At 29.1% G+C, this 19,855-nt stretch carries 16 protein-coding genes; 3 read left to right on the plus strand and 13 right to left on the minus strand.

Features of this window, described 5'->3' with window-relative positions; all coding sequences use genetic code 11:
* Positions 1-870: 870 nt before the first annotated feature.
* From BTO16_RS12820 to BTO16_RS12835, 4 genes are all read right to left on the minus strand, one after another.
* Positions 871-1,548, minus strand: coding sequence for a response regulator transcription factor (locus BTO16_RS12820; protein WP_170064472.1), 678 nt, complete (start codon positions 1,546-1,548; stop codon positions 871-873).
* Between the two features lie 284 nt (positions 1,549-1,832).
* Positions 1,833-2,510 (minus strand): response regulator, encoded by a 678-nt coding sequence (locus tag BTO16_RS12825; protein ID WP_105022069.1) that lies wholly within the window; start codon positions 2,508-2,510, stop codon positions 1,833-1,835.
* 2 nt (positions 2,511-2,512) lie between these two features.
* Entirely contained in the window at positions 2,513-4,465 is a 1,953-nt protein-coding gene (locus BTO16_RS12830; RefSeq protein WP_105022070.1) for an ATP-binding protein, read from the minus strand.
* Between the two features lie 62 nt (positions 4,466-4,527).
* The gene (locus BTO16_RS12835; RefSeq protein WP_105022071.1) at positions 4,528-5,058 is read right to left on the minus strand and encodes an RNA methyltransferase; all 531 of its coding nucleotides are present in this window, start codon (positions 5,056-5,058) and stop codon (positions 4,528-4,530) included.
* Positions 5,059-5,177: 119 nt separating this feature from the next.
* On the opposite strand from BTO16_RS12835, the gene mutS reads away from it, so the two are divergent.
* Positions 5,178-7,808, plus strand: a complete 2,631-nt coding sequence (gene mutS, locus BTO16_RS12840; protein WP_105022072.1) for a DNA mismatch repair protein MutS — start codon at positions 5,178-5,180, stop codon at positions 7,806-7,808.
* A 134-nt stretch (positions 7,809-7,942) separates the two neighbouring features.
* Here the strand turns inward: mutS and BTO16_RS12845 are convergent, their stop codons facing one another.
* From BTO16_RS12845 to BTO16_RS12875, 7 genes are all read right to left on the minus strand, one after another.
* A complete protein-coding gene (locus tag BTO16_RS12845; RefSeq protein WP_105022073.1) occupies positions 7,943-8,470 on the minus strand; it encodes a hypothetical protein in 528 nt (175 codons plus the stop codon).
* 2 nt (positions 8,471-8,472) lie between these two features.
* Positions 8,473-10,347, minus strand: a complete 1,875-nt coding sequence (locus BTO16_RS12850) for a hypothetical protein (RefSeq protein ID WP_146105408.1) — start codon at positions 10,345-10,347, stop codon at positions 8,473-8,475.
* Between the two features lie 279 nt (positions 10,348-10,626).
* Positions 10,627-11,901 (minus strand): outer membrane protein assembly factor BamB family protein, encoded by a 1,275-nt coding sequence (locus BTO16_RS12855; protein WP_105022075.1) that lies wholly within the window; start codon positions 11,899-11,901, stop codon positions 10,627-10,629.
* An 11-nt stretch (positions 11,902-11,912) separates the two neighbouring features.
* Positions 11,913-13,211 (minus strand): lipase family protein, encoded by a 1,299-nt coding sequence (locus tag BTO16_RS12860; RefSeq protein WP_105022076.1) that lies wholly within the window; start codon positions 13,209-13,211, stop codon positions 11,913-11,915.
* A gap of 4 nt (positions 13,212-13,215) precedes the next feature.
* A complete protein-coding gene (locus BTO16_RS12865) occupies positions 13,216-13,980 on the minus strand; it encodes a hypothetical protein (RefSeq protein ID WP_105022077.1) in 765 nt (254 codons plus the stop codon).
* A 791-nt stretch (positions 13,981-14,771) separates the two neighbouring features.
* Positions 14,772-15,257, minus strand: a complete 486-nt coding sequence (locus BTO16_RS12870) for a hypothetical protein (protein ID WP_105022078.1) — start codon at positions 15,255-15,257, stop codon at positions 14,772-14,774.
* Between the two features lie 259 nt (positions 15,258-15,516).
* Positions 15,517-16,764, minus strand: coding sequence for a D-alanyl-D-alanine carboxypeptidase (locus BTO16_RS12875; protein WP_105022079.1), 1,248 nt, complete (start codon positions 16,762-16,764; stop codon positions 15,517-15,519).
* Positions 16,765-16,864: 100 nt separating this feature from the next.
* Here BTO16_RS12875 and BTO16_RS12880 point away from each other — a divergent pair, with 100 nt between their 5' ends.
* A complete protein-coding gene (locus tag BTO16_RS12880) occupies positions 16,865-17,146 on the plus strand; it encodes a Sec-independent protein translocase subunit TatA/TatB (RefSeq protein ID WP_105022080.1) in 282 nt (93 codons plus the stop codon).
* Positions 17,147-17,239: 93 nt separating this feature from the next.
* Here BTO16_RS12880 and BTO16_RS12885 read toward each other — a convergent pair whose 3' ends face one another.
* Together BTO16_RS12885 and BTO16_RS12895 are read right to left on the minus strand one after the other, a co-directional pair.
* Positions 17,240-17,881: an O-methyltransferase gene (locus tag BTO16_RS12885; protein ID WP_105022081.1), complete on the minus strand. Its 642-nt coding sequence runs from the start codon at positions 17,879-17,881 to the stop codon at positions 17,240-17,242.
* A 458-nt stretch (positions 17,882-18,339) separates the two neighbouring features.
* Complete coding sequence (locus BTO16_RS12895; protein WP_105022083.1) at positions 18,340-18,906, minus strand: sigma-70 family RNA polymerase sigma factor; 567 nt, start codon at positions 18,904-18,906, stop codon at positions 18,340-18,342.
* A 130-nt stretch (positions 18,907-19,036) separates the two neighbouring features.
* On the opposite strand from BTO16_RS12895, the gene panB reads away from it, so the two are divergent.
* Positions 19,037-19,855, plus strand: a complete 819-nt coding sequence (gene panB, locus BTO16_RS12900) for a 3-methyl-2-oxobutanoate hydroxymethyltransferase (RefSeq protein ID WP_105022084.1) — start codon at positions 19,037-19,039, stop codon at positions 19,853-19,855.

Below are 19,855 nucleotides of genomic sequence, written 5' to 3' on the forward strand. Positions count from 1 at the left end.
ATTCATAATAAAACTTCTAAGGTGTAATTACTTGTAGTATTAGATGTTTTATTTTTTTAGTAGGATAACGAATTATTGAAATCTAAAAAAACCCGAGACTAATAGCCTCAGGATAGATTTAAATAGATCGCCTCCCAACAATCTATAAAAATCTTAAACCAAAGTTACCACTCTTTCTAGTTTTGTACGGTATATTAATCGCACTTAAAAATGCGTAATTGTTTAGAAATCAAACAATAATAGCATTATACAATTTCTAAAAAATTTCTATGCGTTTATTCTATTTTAAGACGCACCTAAAATAACCATGGCAACCAGTATAGTACGTTTTATTTATTTCTTAAAAAAGAAGCTTAAGCTTGCAATAAAAAATCCCGAGGCTTTGCGTCCTCAGGATAAATTTCTATAAATTGTACCCAACAATGTATAAAAAATCTTATCCTAAAAATACAAATTTGTTTAAAGTTTATCGCTTTAAAAATTCGTAATCAATTATAAATCAATTGACAGTGTGTTTTTTTTTGTTTTAAAATAAGGTTCTTACTTTTTAGTGCATGTAAACTTATTCTTAAAAAAGGCAATTAAGTTTCTATTAATAAATCTCATATTTTATAGCTACTAAATGTAGGTACCGAATCCAAAACAAAAGCCTGTTACGTTACAATTAATGTCTTTTTTTAAAGTTGGATGTATTCTGTGAAAGCAAAACACATTATAGGTATAAAAAAAAATCCCAAAGCTTAGAAGCCTCAGGATAAATTTGAATACATAATCACCTAACCATGTATGAAAAATCTGATACAAAACTAGAGTTTTGTATGTTTTTGTAGTGTATAATATCGCACTATAAAATGCGTAATTTTTTAAACATTAATCAATAATACCTAATTCTTTTGCTTTTAAAACAAGATCTGTATTATTTATGGCGTTTAAACCTATTCTTAAATCGGCAAGCTTAGTTTCTATAGCTCTTGTTTTTAAATTTTCTCCGCTTTCGTTTTTTATATGCCCAACTAGGTTGTTTAACTTTGGGTGTTTTGGCAACTCTTTTAGAATTTGAATTGAAACTTCATCCATAGAGATTTCTACAACTCTTCTACTAAGTAGTTTTTGATGCACGGAATCGGAATAATAAACCTCATTTTTAAGCATTTTTTGAATGGCAGAAACTAACTCATCCTTAGTACAATTATCTTTTAAAAGATATACTAATGGGTCTTGATTTAAAAGTACATTAAAAATTCTATTTATTTTTGCATGCATTGTAATAACGCCAATTTTTAAATTTGGAGCTGCTTTTTTTACTAAATTGATAAGCGCTTCTCCCGTATTAATTTTAGCATTACTTTCTATAAAACTTAGATCTGTAAAAAGAATATTAAAAGGCTCTGTTTTCTCTGCCAAAACAATAGCTGCATATGCGTCATCGCAGTTGGTTTTGGCATGAATTACAAAGGAATAATCAGAAACCTCATCCAACAAAGAAATCAACCCTTTTAAAACCAAGAAGTGATCATCTACTAGTAAAATTTTAATTATTTGTTTCATTATAACACTGTAATTACTTTTAGTTTTTTTGCTTAAAATGTATATACCAGACACCATTTAAATGTACTTTAAAACATAAAAACCTTGTTTTAAAGCCATAAAAAAACCCTTCTAGAAATCCGGAAGGGCTTATTTCTTTTTCACTATTCGGTTTAAAATATAACTACAATCCCAAAATTTTCCGGTAATTTTGTATGTATAATCATAGTTTAAATGTACAATGATTCTAAAATTTAGAGATGTAAATATGCGCTGTTTAAAATGTGGTTTTCCGCAAAATAGGGTTAATCAACAATGCCTAATTCTTTTGCTTTTAAAACAAGGTCTGTATTATTTACTGCATTTAAGGCGGTTCTTAAGTCTGTTAATTTATTCTCGATAGACCTTATTTTTAAAATATGGCCGCTTTCATTTTTTATATGTCCAACTAAATTGCTTAATCGCGCATGTCTTGGTAATTCTTTTAAAATTTGTACAGAAATATCATCCATAGAAATTTCTACAATTTTTCTTAGTAATAGTTTTTGATGTATTGAGTGCGTATAGTAATTTTCATTTTCCAGCATTTTTTGAATGGCAAAAGTTAACTCATTCTTAGTGCAATCAACTTTTAAAATATAGGCTAATAGTTTTTGATTTAGGATTACATTAAAAACTCTATTCGTTTCTGTATGCATTGTAATTACTCCTATTTTTAAATTTGGCGCTATTTTTTTGGCTCGGTTCATCAGCTCTTCTCCCGAGTTAATTTCGCCACAACTTTCTGTAAAACTTAAATCTGTAAAAAGAATGTCAAAAGGTGTTGCTGCTTCGCCAAAAATAATTGCTTGATACGCTTCGTCACAATTACTTTTAGAATGAATATCAAAACTAAAGTCTGTAATTTCTTCCAATAGTGCAATCAATCCTCTTAAAACTAAAAAATGATCATCTACCAATAAAATTTTAATTATTTTTTTCATTATTATGCTTTTAGGGGAATTTTTATAGTTGTAGCAATTCCTTGATTTGTTTTACTCTTTAAATTGTAAGTTCCGTTTAATTCTAATACTCTTTTTTTTTGATTTTTTAAGCCTAAGCCATACTTTAAAGTGCTTAGCTCAAACCCTTTTCCATTATCTTCAATATTTAACTCTAAGTTATGCAACTGTGTCTTAAACGTTATTATAACCTTAGAAGCCAAAGCGTGTTTTTTGCTGTTTTGAATAGATTCTCTTATCGCTAAATACAGGGCTCTTTTAATTTCTGGTTGTATTAAATTCCAATTAATTTCTTCTAAGCCAATTACTTTAACATTAAATGTTGGCGAAAAATAATCACTAATTAGGTTAATTAATTGATCTTTAAAAGAAACTTCATTAAAGCTTATCGAGCTCAACTGATGCGATAAATTTCTAATTTCAGAATTTACTTTTGATAGCGGTTTTGTAATAGATGTTTCTTTAATTTTTAGCGCTCTTTGATAAATTAACAATAAATCTCCTACAACTTTGTCATGCAATGTTACTGCAATTTCACGTCTTTCTTCTTCTCTTGCTTTTGCTTTTTCTAGGTTGGTTTTATAAGTAAATGTTCTTTTTTTGGAAAGATAAAACACGTAAATAAAAAAAGCTGTAAAAAAGCCGATGATTGCAAATAATACAATTATTTTATTTTTCTGTTTTTCGCTATTTAAAGTACTTATCGTTAATACATTTTGTTGCTTTAAAGCATCATTTTCTTCCTCTTTTTTCTGGGCTTCATATTTAAAACGAACAAACTTTCTCTTTGCATTTTGATTTCGTTCTTCTTCAATTTGTTTTACCTCAACATACTTTTTATAAAATGCAATTGATTTTTTACCGGTATAAATTTCTGCGGATAACAATAGTACATCTACTTTTTTAAAGCCATTTTTTTCTGATAAAAACATTGTTTTATCAATATAACTCCTAGCCTTTAAAAGGTCTTTTTCTTTATAGTAAAATCTTGCAAATTCAAATAAAGATACTATTTGAATATTTAAATCTTTTAACTCCTCGCCAATTAATAAACTTTCTTGCAAATTCTTTACACCTTTTTCTCTGCTTGCTGTTTCTATTTCGCAAATTCCAATATTTGCAATAATCGTTGCATACAAGCCTAAATTATCGGTCTTTAAATTTGGTGTTTTCGCTAACGCTTCATTAAAATAGCCAAGCGCGTCTTCAAATTTATTAAAATCAAGGTGCATCAAGCCTAAATTATTAATAAGCGCTGCTTCTTCAATAACTCTTATTTTACCATCCTTAATTTTCTTAATAAGTTCTAAAGATATTTTATGATATTCTAAAGAACTATCATAATCATGTAAACCAGAGGCTACTAAACCAAGGTAAGAATTAGTGTATGCTAAAAATTTATATTCTTTTTGAAACTTTTTAGTTGTAAAGATTTCAATGGCTAAATCTTCAATGGCTAAATAATCATTAGACACGTAATTAATGTCTAATAAATTAAGATATACTTGAATAAGTTGATTTTGATTCTTTGCGTTTTTGTATTGAATCGCTGCTTTTTCAAAATAGTAATAGGCGCTGTCTAAGCTAGCATTATTATAAAAATAAAACCCTTTATTCTGATAATACAAACCTAACGGTAATCCGTATTTTTTAGCTTGATAAATACCTTTTAAAGTTTCGTTAGATGCTTCAAATTTTTCTTTATCCTCAAGTAAAATACTCTGAAAAGCAATTTCTGAAAATGTTTTAACAAGCAGACTATCATTGTCTGTTTTTAAAGCAAAAGAACGGGCTTTTTCTAAGTAATTTATTTTCTCTTCAGGATTGTAAAGCTTCTTAGAAATATGAATGTATTTTTGAACAGAATCTACATTATTTTGAGCATAAAAAGGGATGTAAAATAAAATTAGTATTAAAAAAAATCCTTTTTTTAACATTGTTGTAGGGATTAAATGCAGGTTGTAAAACTAAGAGCAAGTACTTACAAGATACAAAAAATTTATTTGATAATTTTAGAGAATAAATCCCACAAAACAACACCCGTGGTTACAGAAATATTCAAAGAATGTTTGGTGCCTATTTGCGGAATTTCAATACAAAAATCGGCAGCATTTACAACTTGTTGCTGTACACCTTTTACTTCATTACCCATAACAATAGCATATTTCTGATTTTTCTCTGGATAAAAAGCATTCAATTTTGTGCTGTTTTCCGCTTGTTCAATTGCCAAAACTTTTACATTTTCAGCCTTTAACTTTTCAACTAATTCTAAAGTATCTTCAACATATTCCCAGTCCACAGATTCTGTTGCGCCCAAAGCCGTTTTATGAATATCTTTGTTTGGTGGCGTTGCACAAATACCGCACAAGTAAATTTTTTCGATCAAAAAAGCATCCGAAGTTCTAAAAACAGACCCAATATTATTTAAACTTCTAACATTGTCTAAAATTACTATCAAAGGAGTTTTTTCCGTAGCCTTAAATTCATCCACAGAAATTCTACCTAATTCGTTATTCTTTAACTTTCTCATACTATTTTTGTTGATGATTCATGGCTTTTAATTTTTGGTAGCTCAACTAACAACCAAAAATCAACCACTAACAACTATATTTTATATCTTCGCAAAACTAACTTTAATTTTCTAAAAACTTGGCAAAATCAACCGCTAAAAAGGTAACTCCTTTAATGAAACAATACAATGCCATCAAGAAAAAATATCCTGATGCTATGCTGTTGTTTAGAGTTGGCGATTTTTACGAAACTTTTGGTGAAGACGCCAAAAAAGCCGCACATGTTTTAGGAATTACACTTACAAAACGAGGCGCAGGTAGCGAAACAGAAACTGCTTTAGCGGGTTTTCCGCATCATTCTATAAATACCTATTTGCCAAAATTAGTAAAAGCGGGCATGCGTGTTGCCATTTGCGATCAATTAGAAGATCCTAAAATGACCAAAACCATTGTAAAACGTGGTGTTACAGAATTAATTACTCCAGGAGTTTCTTTAAACGACGAAGTTTTACAATCTAAAACCAATAATTTTTTAGCGGCTGTTCATTTTGAAACTTCTACTCGCTCAGCATTAAATAAACAACTCGGAATTTCATTTTTAGACGTTTCTACGGGCGAATATTTAGTTGCACAAGGTAATGCGGAGTATATTGATAAATTATTGCAGAATTTTAATCCTAGTGAGGTTTTGGTGCAAAAACAACATAAACAACAGTTTTTAGAATTGTTCGAAAACAGATATTATACCTTTTATTTAGATGATTGGGTTTTTCAACCTGAATATGCAAACGAAACCTTACAAAATCATTTTGAAGTAAAAACTTTAAAAGGATTTGGAATTGAAGATCTTAAAAACGGAATTATTGCAGCCGGAGCCGTATTGTATTATTTATCGGAAACACAACATAATCAGCTAAAACACATACAAGCGATTAGCCGAATTGCAGAAGACAATTACGTTTGGATGGATCGTTTTACAGTAAGAAATTTAGAATTGTACAATTCGAATTCTGCAAATGCCGTTACACTTTTAAATGTAATTGACAAAACCATTTCGCCAATGGGCGGACGCTTATTAAAACGTTGGTTGGCGCTTCCTTTAAAAAATATCGACGAGATTAAAAATCGTCATGAATTGGTAAAGTTTTTTATAGATTCTGATGAGTTTTCTAAAACAACTTCTTATCAATTAAAACAAATTTCTGATATAGAAAGACTTATATCTAAAGTAGCAACTGGCAAAGCATCACCTAGAGAAATTATCTATTTAAAAAATTCTTTAAAAGCAATTTTACCCATAAAAGCATCCGCAGAAAAAAGTAAAAATAAAACGGTTCAGAATCTTGGCAATCAGTTGCATTCTTGTACCGTTTTAATTGATAAGATTACAGAAACGTTGTTTGATGATGCACCTGTAAACATCAATAAAGGAAATGCAATTGCAGTTGGCGTTCATCAAGAATTAGATGATTTACGTGCAATTTCTAGCACTGGAAAACAGTATTTAGATGATATGCTGGCGCGTGAAACCGAAAGAACCGGAATTTCTAGTTTAAAAATTTCGTTCAATAATGTTTTTGGGTATTATATTGAGGTAAGAAATACACATAAAGACAAAGTGCCGCAAGAATGGATTCGCAAACAAACCTTGGTAAATGCAGAGCGTTATATTACTGAAGAACTTAAAGAATACGAAACGAAAATTTTAGGTGCAGAAGAGAAGATTGCCAAAATAGAGCAAGAAATATTTTCTAAATTATTGCAATATATCATTCAGTTTGTACAAATTGTGCAAGAAAATGCGCAAATAATTGCAAAAATAGATTGCCTTTTATCTTTTTCTGTATTAGCTGTTGATAACAATTATGTGCGTCCACAAATGGATGAAAGTACAGATTTAGAGATTAAAAATGGGCGTCATCCGGTTATTGAAAAACAGTTACCAATAGATCAAACTTATATTGCAAATGATGTTGTTTTAAACAGAAATCAGCAACAAATAATTATGATTACTGGGCCAAATATGTCTGGTAAATCTGCAATTTTACGTCAAACTGCATTGATTGTTTTACTAGCGCAAATGGGAAGCTATGTGCCTGCCCAAAATGCAAAAATTGGTATTGTTGATAAAGTTTTTACAAGAGTTGGCGCAAGCGATAATATTTCTATGGGCGAATCTACGTTTATGGTAGAAATGAACGAAACGGCTTCCATCCTAAATAATCTTTCTGAACGCAGTTTGGTTTTGTTAGATGAAATTGGTCGTGGAACATCTACGTATGACGGAATTTCTATTGCTTGGGCAATTACAGAGTTTTTGCACGAGCATCCATCAAAAGCAAAAACATTGTTTGCTACACATTATCACGAACTCAATGAAATGACCACCACTTTTGAGCGTATTAAAAACTTTAATGTGTCTGTAAAAGAATTAAAAGACACTATTATTTTCTTGCGTAAATTGGTTTCTGGTGGCTCTAATCACAGTTTTGGTATTCACGTTGCAAAACTAGCCGGAATGCCAAATATGGTGATTCATAGAGCGAATAAAATTTTGGCACAACTAGAAAAAAACAATAAAAATAAAGACGTTAAAGACGTTTTAAAACAGAATCAGCATGAAGAAATGCAGCTTAGCTTTTTTCAGTTAGATGACCCAATTTTAGAAAATATTAGAGAAGAAATTTTAACAATTAATATTGATACTTTGACGCCTATTGAAGCTTTAATGAAATTAAATGAGATTAAAAGGATGTTGGTGAAAAAGTAACGCTTACTGCAGTTTTAGTGGTGTATTAAAATGCAATTACTTTAAGTTTTAAAACAAAAATAGCAGATAAGCACAAACTTTATGGTATGCACTTAACTGCTGGTTTTTATATACCGTGTTGTGGTTTGTATTTATTAAGTTAATATGTTCATTTCTAAATTACCTATATTATTTTCAATTGTAGGCTTTTTGTCAAACGTAACTTTATAAGCTTTATCTGAATTTCCCATTAAATTTGTTCCTTTTTTAAAAGTATTATTTCTTATTGTCGTATTATTTCTAAACCAACAATCACCAAAGTCTACAAATTCTTCAAAAATACAGTTTTCTATAACAACATCTTTTAAGCAATGAAGTGCTGAAATATTTACTTTCCCTTTGAATTCACAATTTCTAACAGTAAAGATTCCTATGAAATTGGATCGAAATAGGTTAAAACTGTCATCCTTTTTTTGTTCTATTTCAGGATTATTAAAGAATTTCGTATTTTCTATTGTTAAAGTTTGGAAATTTGAACATAAACTTCTAAAAGAACCTTCAATTATAACATTTTTTATTTTAATTGGATAAAAATAATTTACTCCACTAATCTTTATAAAATTATTTTCAAGGTTTATGATTATATCGTTAACTTTTTTGTTTTCTATATTTAATTTTTTCATTCTTATGGGATAAACATATTAGAAATCTTTATTAAACTACCATCTAAATTTTTGTATAAATAAATTGTGACATTTACTTCTCCTAAAATATTTAATCCAGTAAATATTTTGAACTCATCATTGGATAACGTATTACCTAAATTTAAATCATTTACTTTTTCATATGCCTTTAACAAAGCTTCTTTTTCTCCACCTGCTTTTGTTACTAAATTATTTAATTTGTGACCAACATTTCCGAAGATGTGGTACATGTCATTACTATTACTGATGACAGCCTTGTAACCTCTAGCGAGAGATTTATTAATTTTAAAAAGCTTAAGATAAGTTTTAAATATTTTAGCAGTTTTTTTAGCGAGTTTTGCAAATTTAGCAAGAGCTTTCATTAATTTTCCTGCAGGAAAAACTCCAATTAAAGCAAAGGCTAGTTCAGTTGTTCCGTCAGTATAATTTCCACTATTAAAAGCTGATATAGAGTTTTTAAGAGAATTAAGTTCAGCAATTCCAGGTATTAAATCTGGAATAATTTCATACATTACTTCTACTAAAATTTCTCCAAATTCTTGCCATTCTTCTGCCGTTTGTGGTAATTGGATTCCTAAAGATGCAAAATTTGGCAGGAAATTGATAAACAAAGAATTTTGAGTAATTGTTTGTTGGTCGAATATTGAAAGTTGGCTAATATCATTTAGAGAACTTAAGTCGTATTGATTTGAAATAGTATAAATTTCCAATATTTTTCGAGAAATTAAGTTCCTATCATTATTTGATAAACTATTATTGAACTCTAGACTGTTAAAAAGACTATTAAAATCGGTAAAAATATTTTGATTTTTTGCATTTAAAATATTTCCAACCAGTTTTGTAAAGCTCTGATTCTCGAAATCTGTACTTAATGTATTTGTATTTGTGGCGTTTCTAAGAATATCAATTGCTTTAATAATAAAATTATAAGCTTCATCTGTAATTTTACCACTGTTTATATCTTCTGATAGTGGTATGTAATTTTGACCTAGAAAATTTGAAATAATTTGTTTACTATAATTTATAGTACCATCTAATGGAGTCTCAAGAAATGATTTCTGTTCTGTAGTTAAAGAATTAAAAAAATTATTAATTGTATATTTTTCTGGTGAAAAATTAATTGCAGTATTAAATGCACTTTCTGAACTAGAACTATTTCCACTACTAGAAGAACCACCTCCACTACTTGGCCTACCACTATTACTACCTGGATTACCTTGACCAGAACCACCACTTGTAACTTTACAAACATATTGTAACTCTACATTTTTACAAGAAGTTCCTGCCAAGTGTGCGTAAGAATAAAAACACCATACTTCATATCCGCAAATGACCTCAGTTTTTAAAGATGATTTTTTTAATAAGAATTTAGAATTAAAATCAATTTCTGTTACTTCTTTAGTTCCACTAAAAGTATAGGAGTCGTGTTCTTCATAATATGTTATTTTATTTTCAGGAAAATATTTTACCATATAAGCCTTAGGTATATCTAGACTATCTATTTCTAAAATTAAATTTTCAAAACTATCAACTTCACTATTTTCACTCTCAATAAATAATGTATATGTAGTTTTACCATTTAAAGTTACTTTTTTTACTTTACTGGAATCAATATTAAAACTTGGTAAATTATTTTTCTTTAAATCATTCTTACTAACCTTAGAGGTAAGTTTATTTAAAAGGTTGTTAAATTTTGGTTGATAATTGTTTTCATTTATACTAAACTCCTCAACAATAATATTGTTAGAACTTTTTATCGTAATGTTTTCATCAAGTTGATTAGGTTCTTTTTCACAATTAAAGAATAATAAGGACATTCCAAAGAAGAGAATTCCAAGTTTGAGATAGTTTTTCAATTTTCTGTTTTTAATAATTTTCTGTTTTTAAAGTTAGTGATTAGTATTCAATTTTTGTAAATAAGCGGTCATCTTTTTATTATTCGATTCAGCTTTTAGATGAGCGAAATACAAACCACAACGGTTGGGTATATGAAAAGTAGCAGATTAAATTAACTACAACTTTCCGCTTAAAAATAAAAATAGCAGATAAGCACAAACTTTATGGTTTGCACTTAACTGCTATTTTTTATATACCGTGTTACCTGTAATGCATACTTTGTTTCTTAATTCAATTTATTATTGATATGCTTCGAAACAGTAAACATTCAGATGTGATAATGCAATAATTTTAGCAGGATTGCCATTTTCTGACTCAAACACGTAAACAGCATTTGTTTTAAAATTATTGGTACTAGATTCTTCTAAATTACCAGCATTAATTTTCCAAACATGTTTACCTGTATTAACGTCTATAGCATGTAATTTACCTGTAGATCCGCCTACAAAATAAACAATACCGTTTAAATAACTCATTCTACCACTTGTTCCAGAACTTTCTGTTTTCCAAATAATATTTCCATTTTCTGGGTTTAAGCAATAGGTATTAGTGTCTTCATTATTCGCTATAATTTTATCATCTTCTATGATAAAACCTGAAAAAAGAAAATCTTGTGGAAAATCTCTAACCCAAACTTGATTACCTGTTGCGATATCATGACAAACTAATTGATGCCCAATATTTGCGTAAAATTTACCTTGATAAATTACAGGTGGTGCTAGAACAACACCATTAATATTTGGTTCATTCATTTCTTTTTTTTCATACACCCATTCATTAGTTTCGTAATTATATAAACCTAAATAAGTTTGCCAATCATTAATAGAGTTTACGTTTTGTGGTTCTTGCCAAGTAACGACTAAATGTTGTACACTACTATACATATACGGTTCTATTCTTGTAACATCTCCTATTCTATAACCTGGCGCAATATTATTAATTGTAAAATTAGGAATAATAAACTCATTCAATTCTCCTGTTTCTAAACTGCCTTTAAAAGCAACTTTTTCTGAATATTGTTGAAACTGGGTTGTAGATTGTCCAAATGTAAAATAGCTTGCATTTAAACCTGATAAATGAACAAGAAAAGGTTCATTTCTCTCAAATTTCCATTGAGTAGTACCATCATCTAAATTAATACAATAACTTTTATTACCTGTTTGATACGTTAATAAATTATTATTTTGGTATTTTTCAAAGATGATTATTTGGTTTGAATAAGGTAAATAATTATCATTCCATTGCCAAATAATTTCTCCGTTGTTCGGATTAACCATTGATAAAAACTTACTGTTTTTACCATTAGTTGTTGGTATAGCAATATTACCATTGTAATAGATTGCATCACTTATGTAACCATTAGATACAGCGTTTTGATTGTGTAATGATTTTTTCCATTGATAGGGTAATGAAGTAATAATCCCATCTTCATCTGTTTGTGTATTAGAATTATCATCTTTATGGCAAGATGCCATAAAGATGATAAATACTAGTACTGTTGATATATATTTCATAAGAAAATAAATTAATTAGTATTGAACCAGTCAGTTCTATTAAAAATTCTTCTAAACTCAACAGCAGTCTCATCTACCCCATTCCCATCTGTAGTCATATTTCTAACTTCCAAATGGTTTGCCCCACTTACTTTATATCTATTACCAGCAGGAATGCCTTGCAATTCTTGTGTATATTGAGGTAATAACCCATCACTTGGGTAATTTACGCTAATATTTCTAGTGCGTTGTACCCATTTCCATTCTCCACAATCTATATCTGGAGTTCGTTTTACTGATCTTAGTTCCACTTCAATTCTTGGAGGATATGCACAAGGTATCCAAGTATTTACCCAATAAGTTTGTGGTTCTGTTCTTGTGGTTTTTATTAAAGAACTCCAAATGTTTTCACTATCGTCTATCCAATTTCTACCTTTTTTCCATTGGGTAGCTCTATAAATATAAGTTGCAGTAAATCCCCAAGCAAAAGGATTCCAAAAACCAGCAACACCTGTAACAACTGCTAGTGAGGTATTGTATACATAAAATCCGTTATACAAACCTCTAGCTGTGTTTACCATATTTACAAATTTTGTGTCATTACCATACAGGTTAGAGCTAATCATACGCCAATGAACAGGGCTATTTTCTTCTCCCCAAATAGAAATTCTAGGCAAATTACTATCGTAATCATTTATAGCATCTATGGTAGGGCTTCCTACTTTTAAATCATTATTGGTAACGGGAGTACCTTGTAAGCCTTGAACCAAATCATTGTCAATAAACTGATCGCATAAAACATTGGTTGCCAAATTTGACACAATACCCCAGGGTAAAGAAAATACTTGAGATAAAGGACCATCTGCTATTTTATTACAAGCATTTTGAGCGGCTCTTTCTACACTGCCATCTATTAAAGAGTTAGAAATGGGTGCACCATAATTAGGTGAAGTAACGGTTATATACCCTCCAAATTTTTTAGTGCCACTTCCTGTACTTCTATCTGCATCTCTTAACATTAAACCTCCCATACTATGCCCAATTCCTAAATTTTGAGGATTGTTTGCACCACTAGCGCTATTACCATAACGCATATTCATAGAATTAATTACTTGGTTTGCTGCATTTGTTATACCATTATCTGTATTATATGTAGTTCTAAGGTTATTTAATTTGCGCTCATCATTAAAAATTCGTTCATAATGTTGCCAAGAACTAGCATCTCCGTCCAAGCCATGAACCCATGCTACGTTTCTATCTTGTGCATTAGCATTTAGTGCGCTAAATGTAAATATAAGTAAAAGTGATATTTTTTGTATTATCTTTTTCATAGGTTTATAAATTTAAATTAAATTCCATGTCATCAATCTTGGAGTAGCTTATCATGTCTATTTCATTACCAGATAAAAGTTGAATTTTTTGTATTGTCTTTATTGCATTTAAGGATTGTACTTCTCCTTTATTATATCCAAAAAAAGTGCTTTGTAAAAGCTGATTATTACTATATATTCTAGTTCCGACAATTTTATTTAACGTTTTGTCTATCAATAAAACTGATTCTTGGCTCATTGCTGGTTCTATATTATTTAAAGGCATACGTAAAGTTACAAAATTGTCTCCTTGCTCAATAATTGTAATAGGACTTCCAGACGATCTTTGAAGATGATTATTATCTTGTTCTAGGTCTTTAATAAATTCTTCTAAATTATCAATTAGATGATGTCCTTGCATTGTTGTAATGACATCATTAATATCTTCTGAAGAGAAATCTTTACCAATATCTTTAATTATTTTTACTAAATCACTGTGATTTGGGATTGGAATATTCTCAGTACCTAATAATGTGCCATTTGCACCATAAAACTTAATTGTGTTTCCACTAATTACAGTTTTTACAATTTTAGGACTGTCATCAAGCAATATTTTATGTGGATTTCTAATTTTCTGACTAAAATCTAATTCTTCTATAGTTATGTCTAGTTGTCCACTTTCAAACAATTCCATTTTTATTTCTTGTTTTTCACTACTAGGATTAAGAACTGATAAATCTAAACTTGATATTGTTGTCGAGTTTATTTCATAATCTCTTGTAGTTGTCATCTTATAAGAAATTTCTAATAATGCTTTTGCCGAATTTTTAATATTTGAAACTTGTGATGTGTTAATATAATCTTCTTGACAACTTACAAAAAATGTAGTTGTGATAAAGAGGATTATAAATTTTTGTAATCTTATTTTTTTTATAATTTCTTAGTTTTAATAATTTTTTTACTATGTTTTTCAATTTCAATACGGTTATTTTCATAGGCAAGGTATTTTTAGTTTCGGTTTCGCATTAGAGTTAACCACCAACATCTAAATAATTAGTTCTTTTATCCCTAATTATTAGCTGTTATTGCTTAAAATATCAGTTTTTAGAATTAGAAACCTCCCAACTGTTTTTGACCTATTTTTTATAGCTTGTAACTATTTAAACATGAGAAGGCGAATTTTTTTTTCTTTTTCTGTAGAAATTTAGCAATTATTTCTGTTTGCAAGATAAAAGCAAAAAGCATACATGTCAATACCCATTTATGATTATCAGTTTATTATCTTTTTTAAAAAAATTAAAATTAATAGTATTAAACTTCAATAAAAAAACTGTGGAGCCTAAAAAAGTTTTTTTACTATAATTTATAGCAACAAATGTTAAAAAATTTCAACTCGTTTACTTTAAGTTGTTTTAACAATTTTTGAAATATTATTTATTAAAAAATAGTGTGATCAAGTAAAAATAAATTAACGCCCATAGAAACCTTAATTAAATTGAATGAGATTAAGCGAATGTTGGTGAAGAAATAACAATTAAATTCACTTATTTAACCAATACTTTTTAAGTAACCCTTCGTAATTTAAAGGCTTTTTATCTGTAATAAATTGTTCTTAGATTTTAAGTAACTGCTGTAAATAGATTCAAACTTAACAAGTTCATTAAAGCAGTATAAAGATTTCTCTTTAGTACCAATTATTTTGTCTCCATTATGTAAAGTTGCCTCGCCACAATAGTTTTTTTCAGTTTTATATTGTAAAAAAACTTCCCCTTTAAAGGAAGAAACTAAAATATTTTCGCTTACCAATAAATTAGAAAAACCACTAGCCCTGTCTAAAACGTAGATTTTTGCATTAATCGTATTGGCGCCTCTTGCTTTTTTAACAAGCTCTGTTTCTACGTAAAACATAAATTCAGAAGAGGGTCTGCATCCGTTTTTTTGCTTAATGAGAATCTCAATAATAGTACTCTTTTCTAATTTTAATTTAGATGAAGTGTCTCCAATTTTTACAAATGATAAAAAAGTTACAGATAGTAAAAAAAGTAATGTTGCTGTTAGAGAGTTCATAATGAATTTTAAAAATTAAAATATTTTCAAGTTCCAAAATATATAAACACGTGTCAATCCCTAAAAATGATGAAATTATCTTCTCCCTATAAACAAGGAGTTTTCTCCCCATTTATGGGGAGAAATTTTTTACAATAATATGATTTTCAATAATTTAAAAATAATTAACGAATTGGTTTTTTAATGATATAAAACAACATCAAAAAATTTAAAAAGCAACTTAAAGTAATTTTCTTAGACAAAACATCTTAAAACAAGCCTAATATTGATCTCTTAATTGTTCAAAAATAAATTGCATCTGCTCTTTTACTTCAGCATTTGTATGCATAAAATGATTGTTCATAAAACTAAAAACAAGTATTTTATTAGAATTTGTAATTAAATAGCCACTTAAACTGTAATTGTTTCCTAAAGTGCCAGATTTTGCATAAATAAACCGCTTGTCTTTTAAATTTTGGATTGCATTACCAACAGGGAAAAATAAAAACAACCTTTCTTTTTGTATTTCCTTATACATTCTAATTAAAACATCCACAAAAGAAATAGGTGTAAATAAGTTGTACCTACTTAACCCAGAGCCATCAACCCATCTTGGTTTTTGTTTTAAATCTTTTAACTGATTTGCTATTATAAAATCTATCGCTTTTTTAGAATTTAAAGTGTCTGAAAGTGTAGACGAAGCCATAATTAAAAGCTGTTCTGCCAAAAAATTATCACTTACTTCCATCATCCTTTTGTATAAGGTATCCGAAGGAATACTGTAGGCAATTTTGAATGGTTTTATTGCTGATTCTTTTATCAATTTTACTTTATTTGGTAAAATATCATTCCAAAGATTAGTTAGTAAAATAGTATCTATAATCATAGGAATGGCTGTTTCTCGGGTTCTATTTTTTCCAAAATAAAAATTATTTACCAGCTCTTCTCTTCCGTAATTTTTATCAGTAATTTTTAACTCATTTTCAAAAAAAAGAGGAGTTACTATTAACTCGTTTTCATTTTGGATAGTAACTACATTTCCATACATAGGAAAAGCACTTCTTTCCGGACTAAAATAACTATCAAAATCTTCCCAAGCCCAACCTGCAGCAAATTTTTTATCAGTAATAGTGTTAACGATTAAATTAACTTTTTTATAATTCTTCGCCATTTTTAAAGCAGTACTATCTTTAAAAAAAGAATGTAAAAAAGTTGGATCTCCGGTTCCTTGAATAGTAATTGTGTCTTTATCTACAGCATATTTAAAAGCCGGAATAGAATCTGATAATAGTTCTAAACCTGTATAAAGCGTAAAAATTTTAGTGTTGCTTGCTGGCGTAAAATACTTACTTCCGTTGTAATTATAGACAACTTTTGCTGCATTTACATCATAAATATAAATTCCTGTAAACTGATTTTCAAAAAACGAAGAAGCTATTTCTTTGTTAATTTTATGTTTGATTCTCAAAGATTTACATCCTATAAAAACCACTGTACAGCATAAAAGATAAAATATTTTTTTAAACATAAAGCTATTTTAAAATTCTTTACTACAATTTACAAATTTTTTTATTTGATAAGTTTATATCACTAATAATATTTACCTTTGTTACAACTTTATTCTTATTATGAATACAACTTTTTTATTTATTGGTGCTCCAGAAATTATGGTTATTCTATTAATCGTTGTAATGGTTTTTGGTGCAGATAAAATTCCGGAAATTGCGAGAGGCTTAGGCAAAGGAATTCGTCAAGTAAAAGATGCCACAAACGAAATTAAAAGAGATATTAATGAAAGTGCAAAAAGTCAGGGTTTAGATACTGATTTTACCAAAGACATTAAAAAAAGTATTTCGGATGTAAAAGACAATATTGATGATTTAACAGGACCTATAAAAAGAAATCGATAACATTTTAATTTCTTTTTTGAGTTCTACTCAAAACCTCATTATTATCAAGCAAAATTAATAGTAAGCCCAACTAAAATAAGCTTACGTTTAAAACTATTTTACTCTACTAATTGTTAAACCATCTCGTATTGGTAACAAAACTGTTTCTATTCTAGCATCCGTATTTAATAATTTATTATAGGCTAAAAGTACTTTTGTATCAATATCTTTTGGGTCTAACGCTTCTACAATTTTACCGCTCCAGAGTACATTATCAGATAAAATAATTCCGCCAGGGTTCATTTTATCAATAATTAAATGAAAGTAATTTATGTAGTTAGATTTATCTGCATCAATAAAAACGAGGTCAAATTTCCTGTCTATTTTTGGAATGATGTTTACCGCATTTCCAACCCGTTGTTCTATTTGAGTTCTAAAACCAGATTTCTCAAAATACTTATTCTGTAACGTTTCTAATTCTTCGTTTTTATCTATGGTAATAATTTTTCCTTCGGATGCCATTCCTTCAGCTAAACACAAGGCAGAATAACCTGTATACGTGCCAATTTCTAAGATAGATGTTGGTTTTAGTAACTTAGAAATCATAGACAAAACTCTGCCTTGAAAAGCACCGCTTAACATTCTAGGGTTTAAAACTTTTTGCCAAGTTTCTTTACTTAACTCCTGCAAAATTTCTGGTTCTTGTTGTGAGTGATTTACAACATAATTGTCTATTTCTTCTGGTAAAAAATGCATCCTTTTTAAGATTAATTAGGCTTTTAAATCTTTCGCTTTTTATATAATTTTATTCATTCTAAAAAAATGAATCTTCTAAATGCGGACTAGTCTGGGTTCAAAAATACAAAAAAACGGAACCTATATTTCTATAAATTCCGTTTCAATCTAACAAAAAATCAAAAAATACGGTTTTCAAAAAACCGAAAAAATGCTATATTTTACTTTCTATGCTTTTTTTAAGAGCTGTTTTCTCAACATCTGTTAAGCAATGCTTTATTTGTTTGCAACTTTTTGCCTGACCTTTATACATTGATGACAAAAATACGTTTTGTTTTGTATATAACGTACAAATTTTACATCTTAAAAAATGAATATTTAATTTTACCTTATCTAAGAGCGTAGCTTCGTTATACTGGCTCTTATCACAGATCGTTGTTGCTTGATCACAATTGATTAAAAATTTCTTGAACATCATACTAATTATTAAACCAATTATCTTCCATACATTTTCGTAACTGAGTTCTTGCTCTATGGATGATAACCCATAAGTTTGACGCAGTTATGTCTAGCTCCTTACAAATTTCTTCCGTCTCAAATTCTTGAATCGTTTTCATTTTAAAAACCATGGCGTATTTTTCTGGTAATTTAGAAATACAAAGATCTAATTGCGTTTTTAATTCTTCGTTTTCTATGTCTTTTTCTGATGCATTGTCCCAGCTTTGTGGTACTCTTTCTTCAATCCAATTTCCTTCATTATCGCCATCCGCATAAAAATTCATTCTAACTTCAGCTTTCCCTTTATTAGAATTTATCTTTCTATAATGATCAATTACCTTTCTTTTTAAAATAGATACCAACCAAGTTCTTTCTGTTGCTTTCCCTTCAAAATTCTTTGCAGATTTTAGACCTGCAAAAAATGTTTCTTGCACCAAATCTTTTGCTAAATCACTATCATTTACGCGCACAACGGCATAATTAAACAGATAATCTGCGTAATTATCTATCCATTTATTTGGATTTAAAGTGCTTACTTCTTCAGGCATTTTTTAGGATATTCACCAAATGTAATGCTAATTTTTATGATTTATTGCAAATATTGCAACTACAATATTAACTTGTTAAATATCGTACGATATTTCTTATTTTTACCCAAATTCTAAATTCTAAAAAAATATGTCTGTAGCAAAAAAACAGTACAAAAGAATCACCGTAAAATCTTTGGTAGAAATGAAAGCAAACGGAGAAAAAATCTCTATGCTAACCGCTTATGATTATACGATGGCAAAAATACTTGACAGTGCTGGCTTAGATGTTCTTTTAGTAGGCGATTCTGCATCTAATGTAATGGCAGGTCACGAAACTACGTTGCCAATAACTTTAGATCAAATGATTTATCATGCAAGTTCTGTTGTTAGAGGTATTGAGCGTTGTTTAGTGGTTGTAGATTTACCTTTTGGAAGCTACCAATCTGACCCAAAAGAAGCTTTGCGCTCTGCCATCAGAATTATGAAAGAAAGTGGCGGTCATTCTATAAAATTAGAAGGCGGTAGAGAAGTAAAAGAATCTATAAAACGTATTTTAAATGCAGGAATTCCTGTAATGGGCCATTTAGGATTAACACCACAATCTATCTATAAATTTGGTACATACACTGTTAGAGCCAAAGAAGAGGAAGAAGCAGAAAAATTAATGGAAGATGCTTTAATGTTAGAAAGAATTGGTTGTTTTGCGTTAGTTTTAGAGAAAGTACCAGCAGATTTAGCAAAAAAAGTAGCAGAATCAATCTCTATTCCTGTAATCGGAATTGGTGCTGGAAACGGCGTTGACGGCCAAGTTTTAGTTACACACGATATGTTGGGAATGACGCACGAATTTAACCCACGTTTTTTACGTAGATATTTAGATTTATATGCAGATATGACTGGCGCTTTTGAACAATATGTTACCGATGTTAAAAGCAGAGATTTTCCTAGTGAAGATGAGCAATATTAA

Source organism: Polaribacter glomeratus (assembly GCF_002954665.1).
Taxonomy (GTDB): Bacteria; Bacteroidota; Bacteroidia; order Flavobacteriales; family Flavobacteriaceae; genus Polaribacter; species Polaribacter glomeratus.

Bases quoted from the DNA above. Each gene is read 5' to 3' on its own strand.
- BTO16_RS12820 (WP_170064472.1), bottom strand. From the start codon at position 1,548: ATGAAACAAATAATTAAAATTTTACTAGTAGATGATCACTTCTTGGTT.
- BTO16_RS12825 (WP_105022069.1), bottom strand. From the start codon at position 2,510: ATGAAAAAAATAATTAAAATTTTATTGGTAGATGATCATTTTTTAGTT.
- BTO16_RS12830 (WP_105022070.1), bottom strand. From the start codon at position 4,465: ATGTTAAAAAAAGGATTTTTTTTAATACTAATTTTATTTTACATCCCT.
- BTO16_RS12835 (WP_105022071.1), bottom strand. From the start codon at position 5,058: ATGAGAAAGTTAAAGAATAACGAATTAGGTAGAATTTCTGTGGATGAA.
- BTO16_RS12845 (WP_105022073.1), bottom strand. From the start codon at position 8,470: ATGAAAAAATTAAATATAGAAAACAAAAAAGTTAACGATATAATCATA.
- BTO16_RS12855 (WP_105022075.1), bottom strand. From the start codon at position 11,901: ATGAAATATATATCAACAGTACTAGTATTTATCATCTTTATGGCATCT.
- BTO16_RS12860 (WP_105022076.1), bottom strand. From the start codon at position 13,211: ATGAAAAAGATAATACAAAAAATATCACTTTTACTTATATTTACATTT.
- BTO16_RS12865 (WP_105022077.1), bottom strand. From the start codon at position 13,980: ATGACAACTACAAGAGATTATGAAATAAACTCGACAACAATATCAAGT.
- BTO16_RS12870 (WP_105022078.1), bottom strand. From the start codon at position 15,257: ATGAACTCTCTAACAGCAACATTACTTTTTTTACTATCTGTAACTTTT.
- BTO16_RS12875 (WP_105022079.1), bottom strand. From the start codon at position 16,764: ATGTTTAAAAAAATATTTTATCTTTTATGCTGTACAGTGGTTTTTATA.
- BTO16_RS12880 (WP_105022080.1), top strand. From the start codon at position 16,865: ATGAATACAACTTTTTTATTTATTGGTGCTCCAGAAATTATGGTTATT.
- BTO16_RS12885 (WP_105022081.1), bottom strand. From the start codon at position 17,881: ATGCATTTTTTACCAGAAGAAATAGACAATTATGTTGTAAATCACTCA.
- BTO16_RS12895 (WP_105022083.1), bottom strand. From the start codon at position 18,906: ATGCCTGAAGAAGTAAGCACTTTAAATCCAAATAAATGGATAGATAAT.
- panB (WP_105022084.1), top strand. From the start codon at position 19,037: ATGTCTGTAGCAAAAAAACAGTACAAAAGAATCACCGTAAAATCTTTG.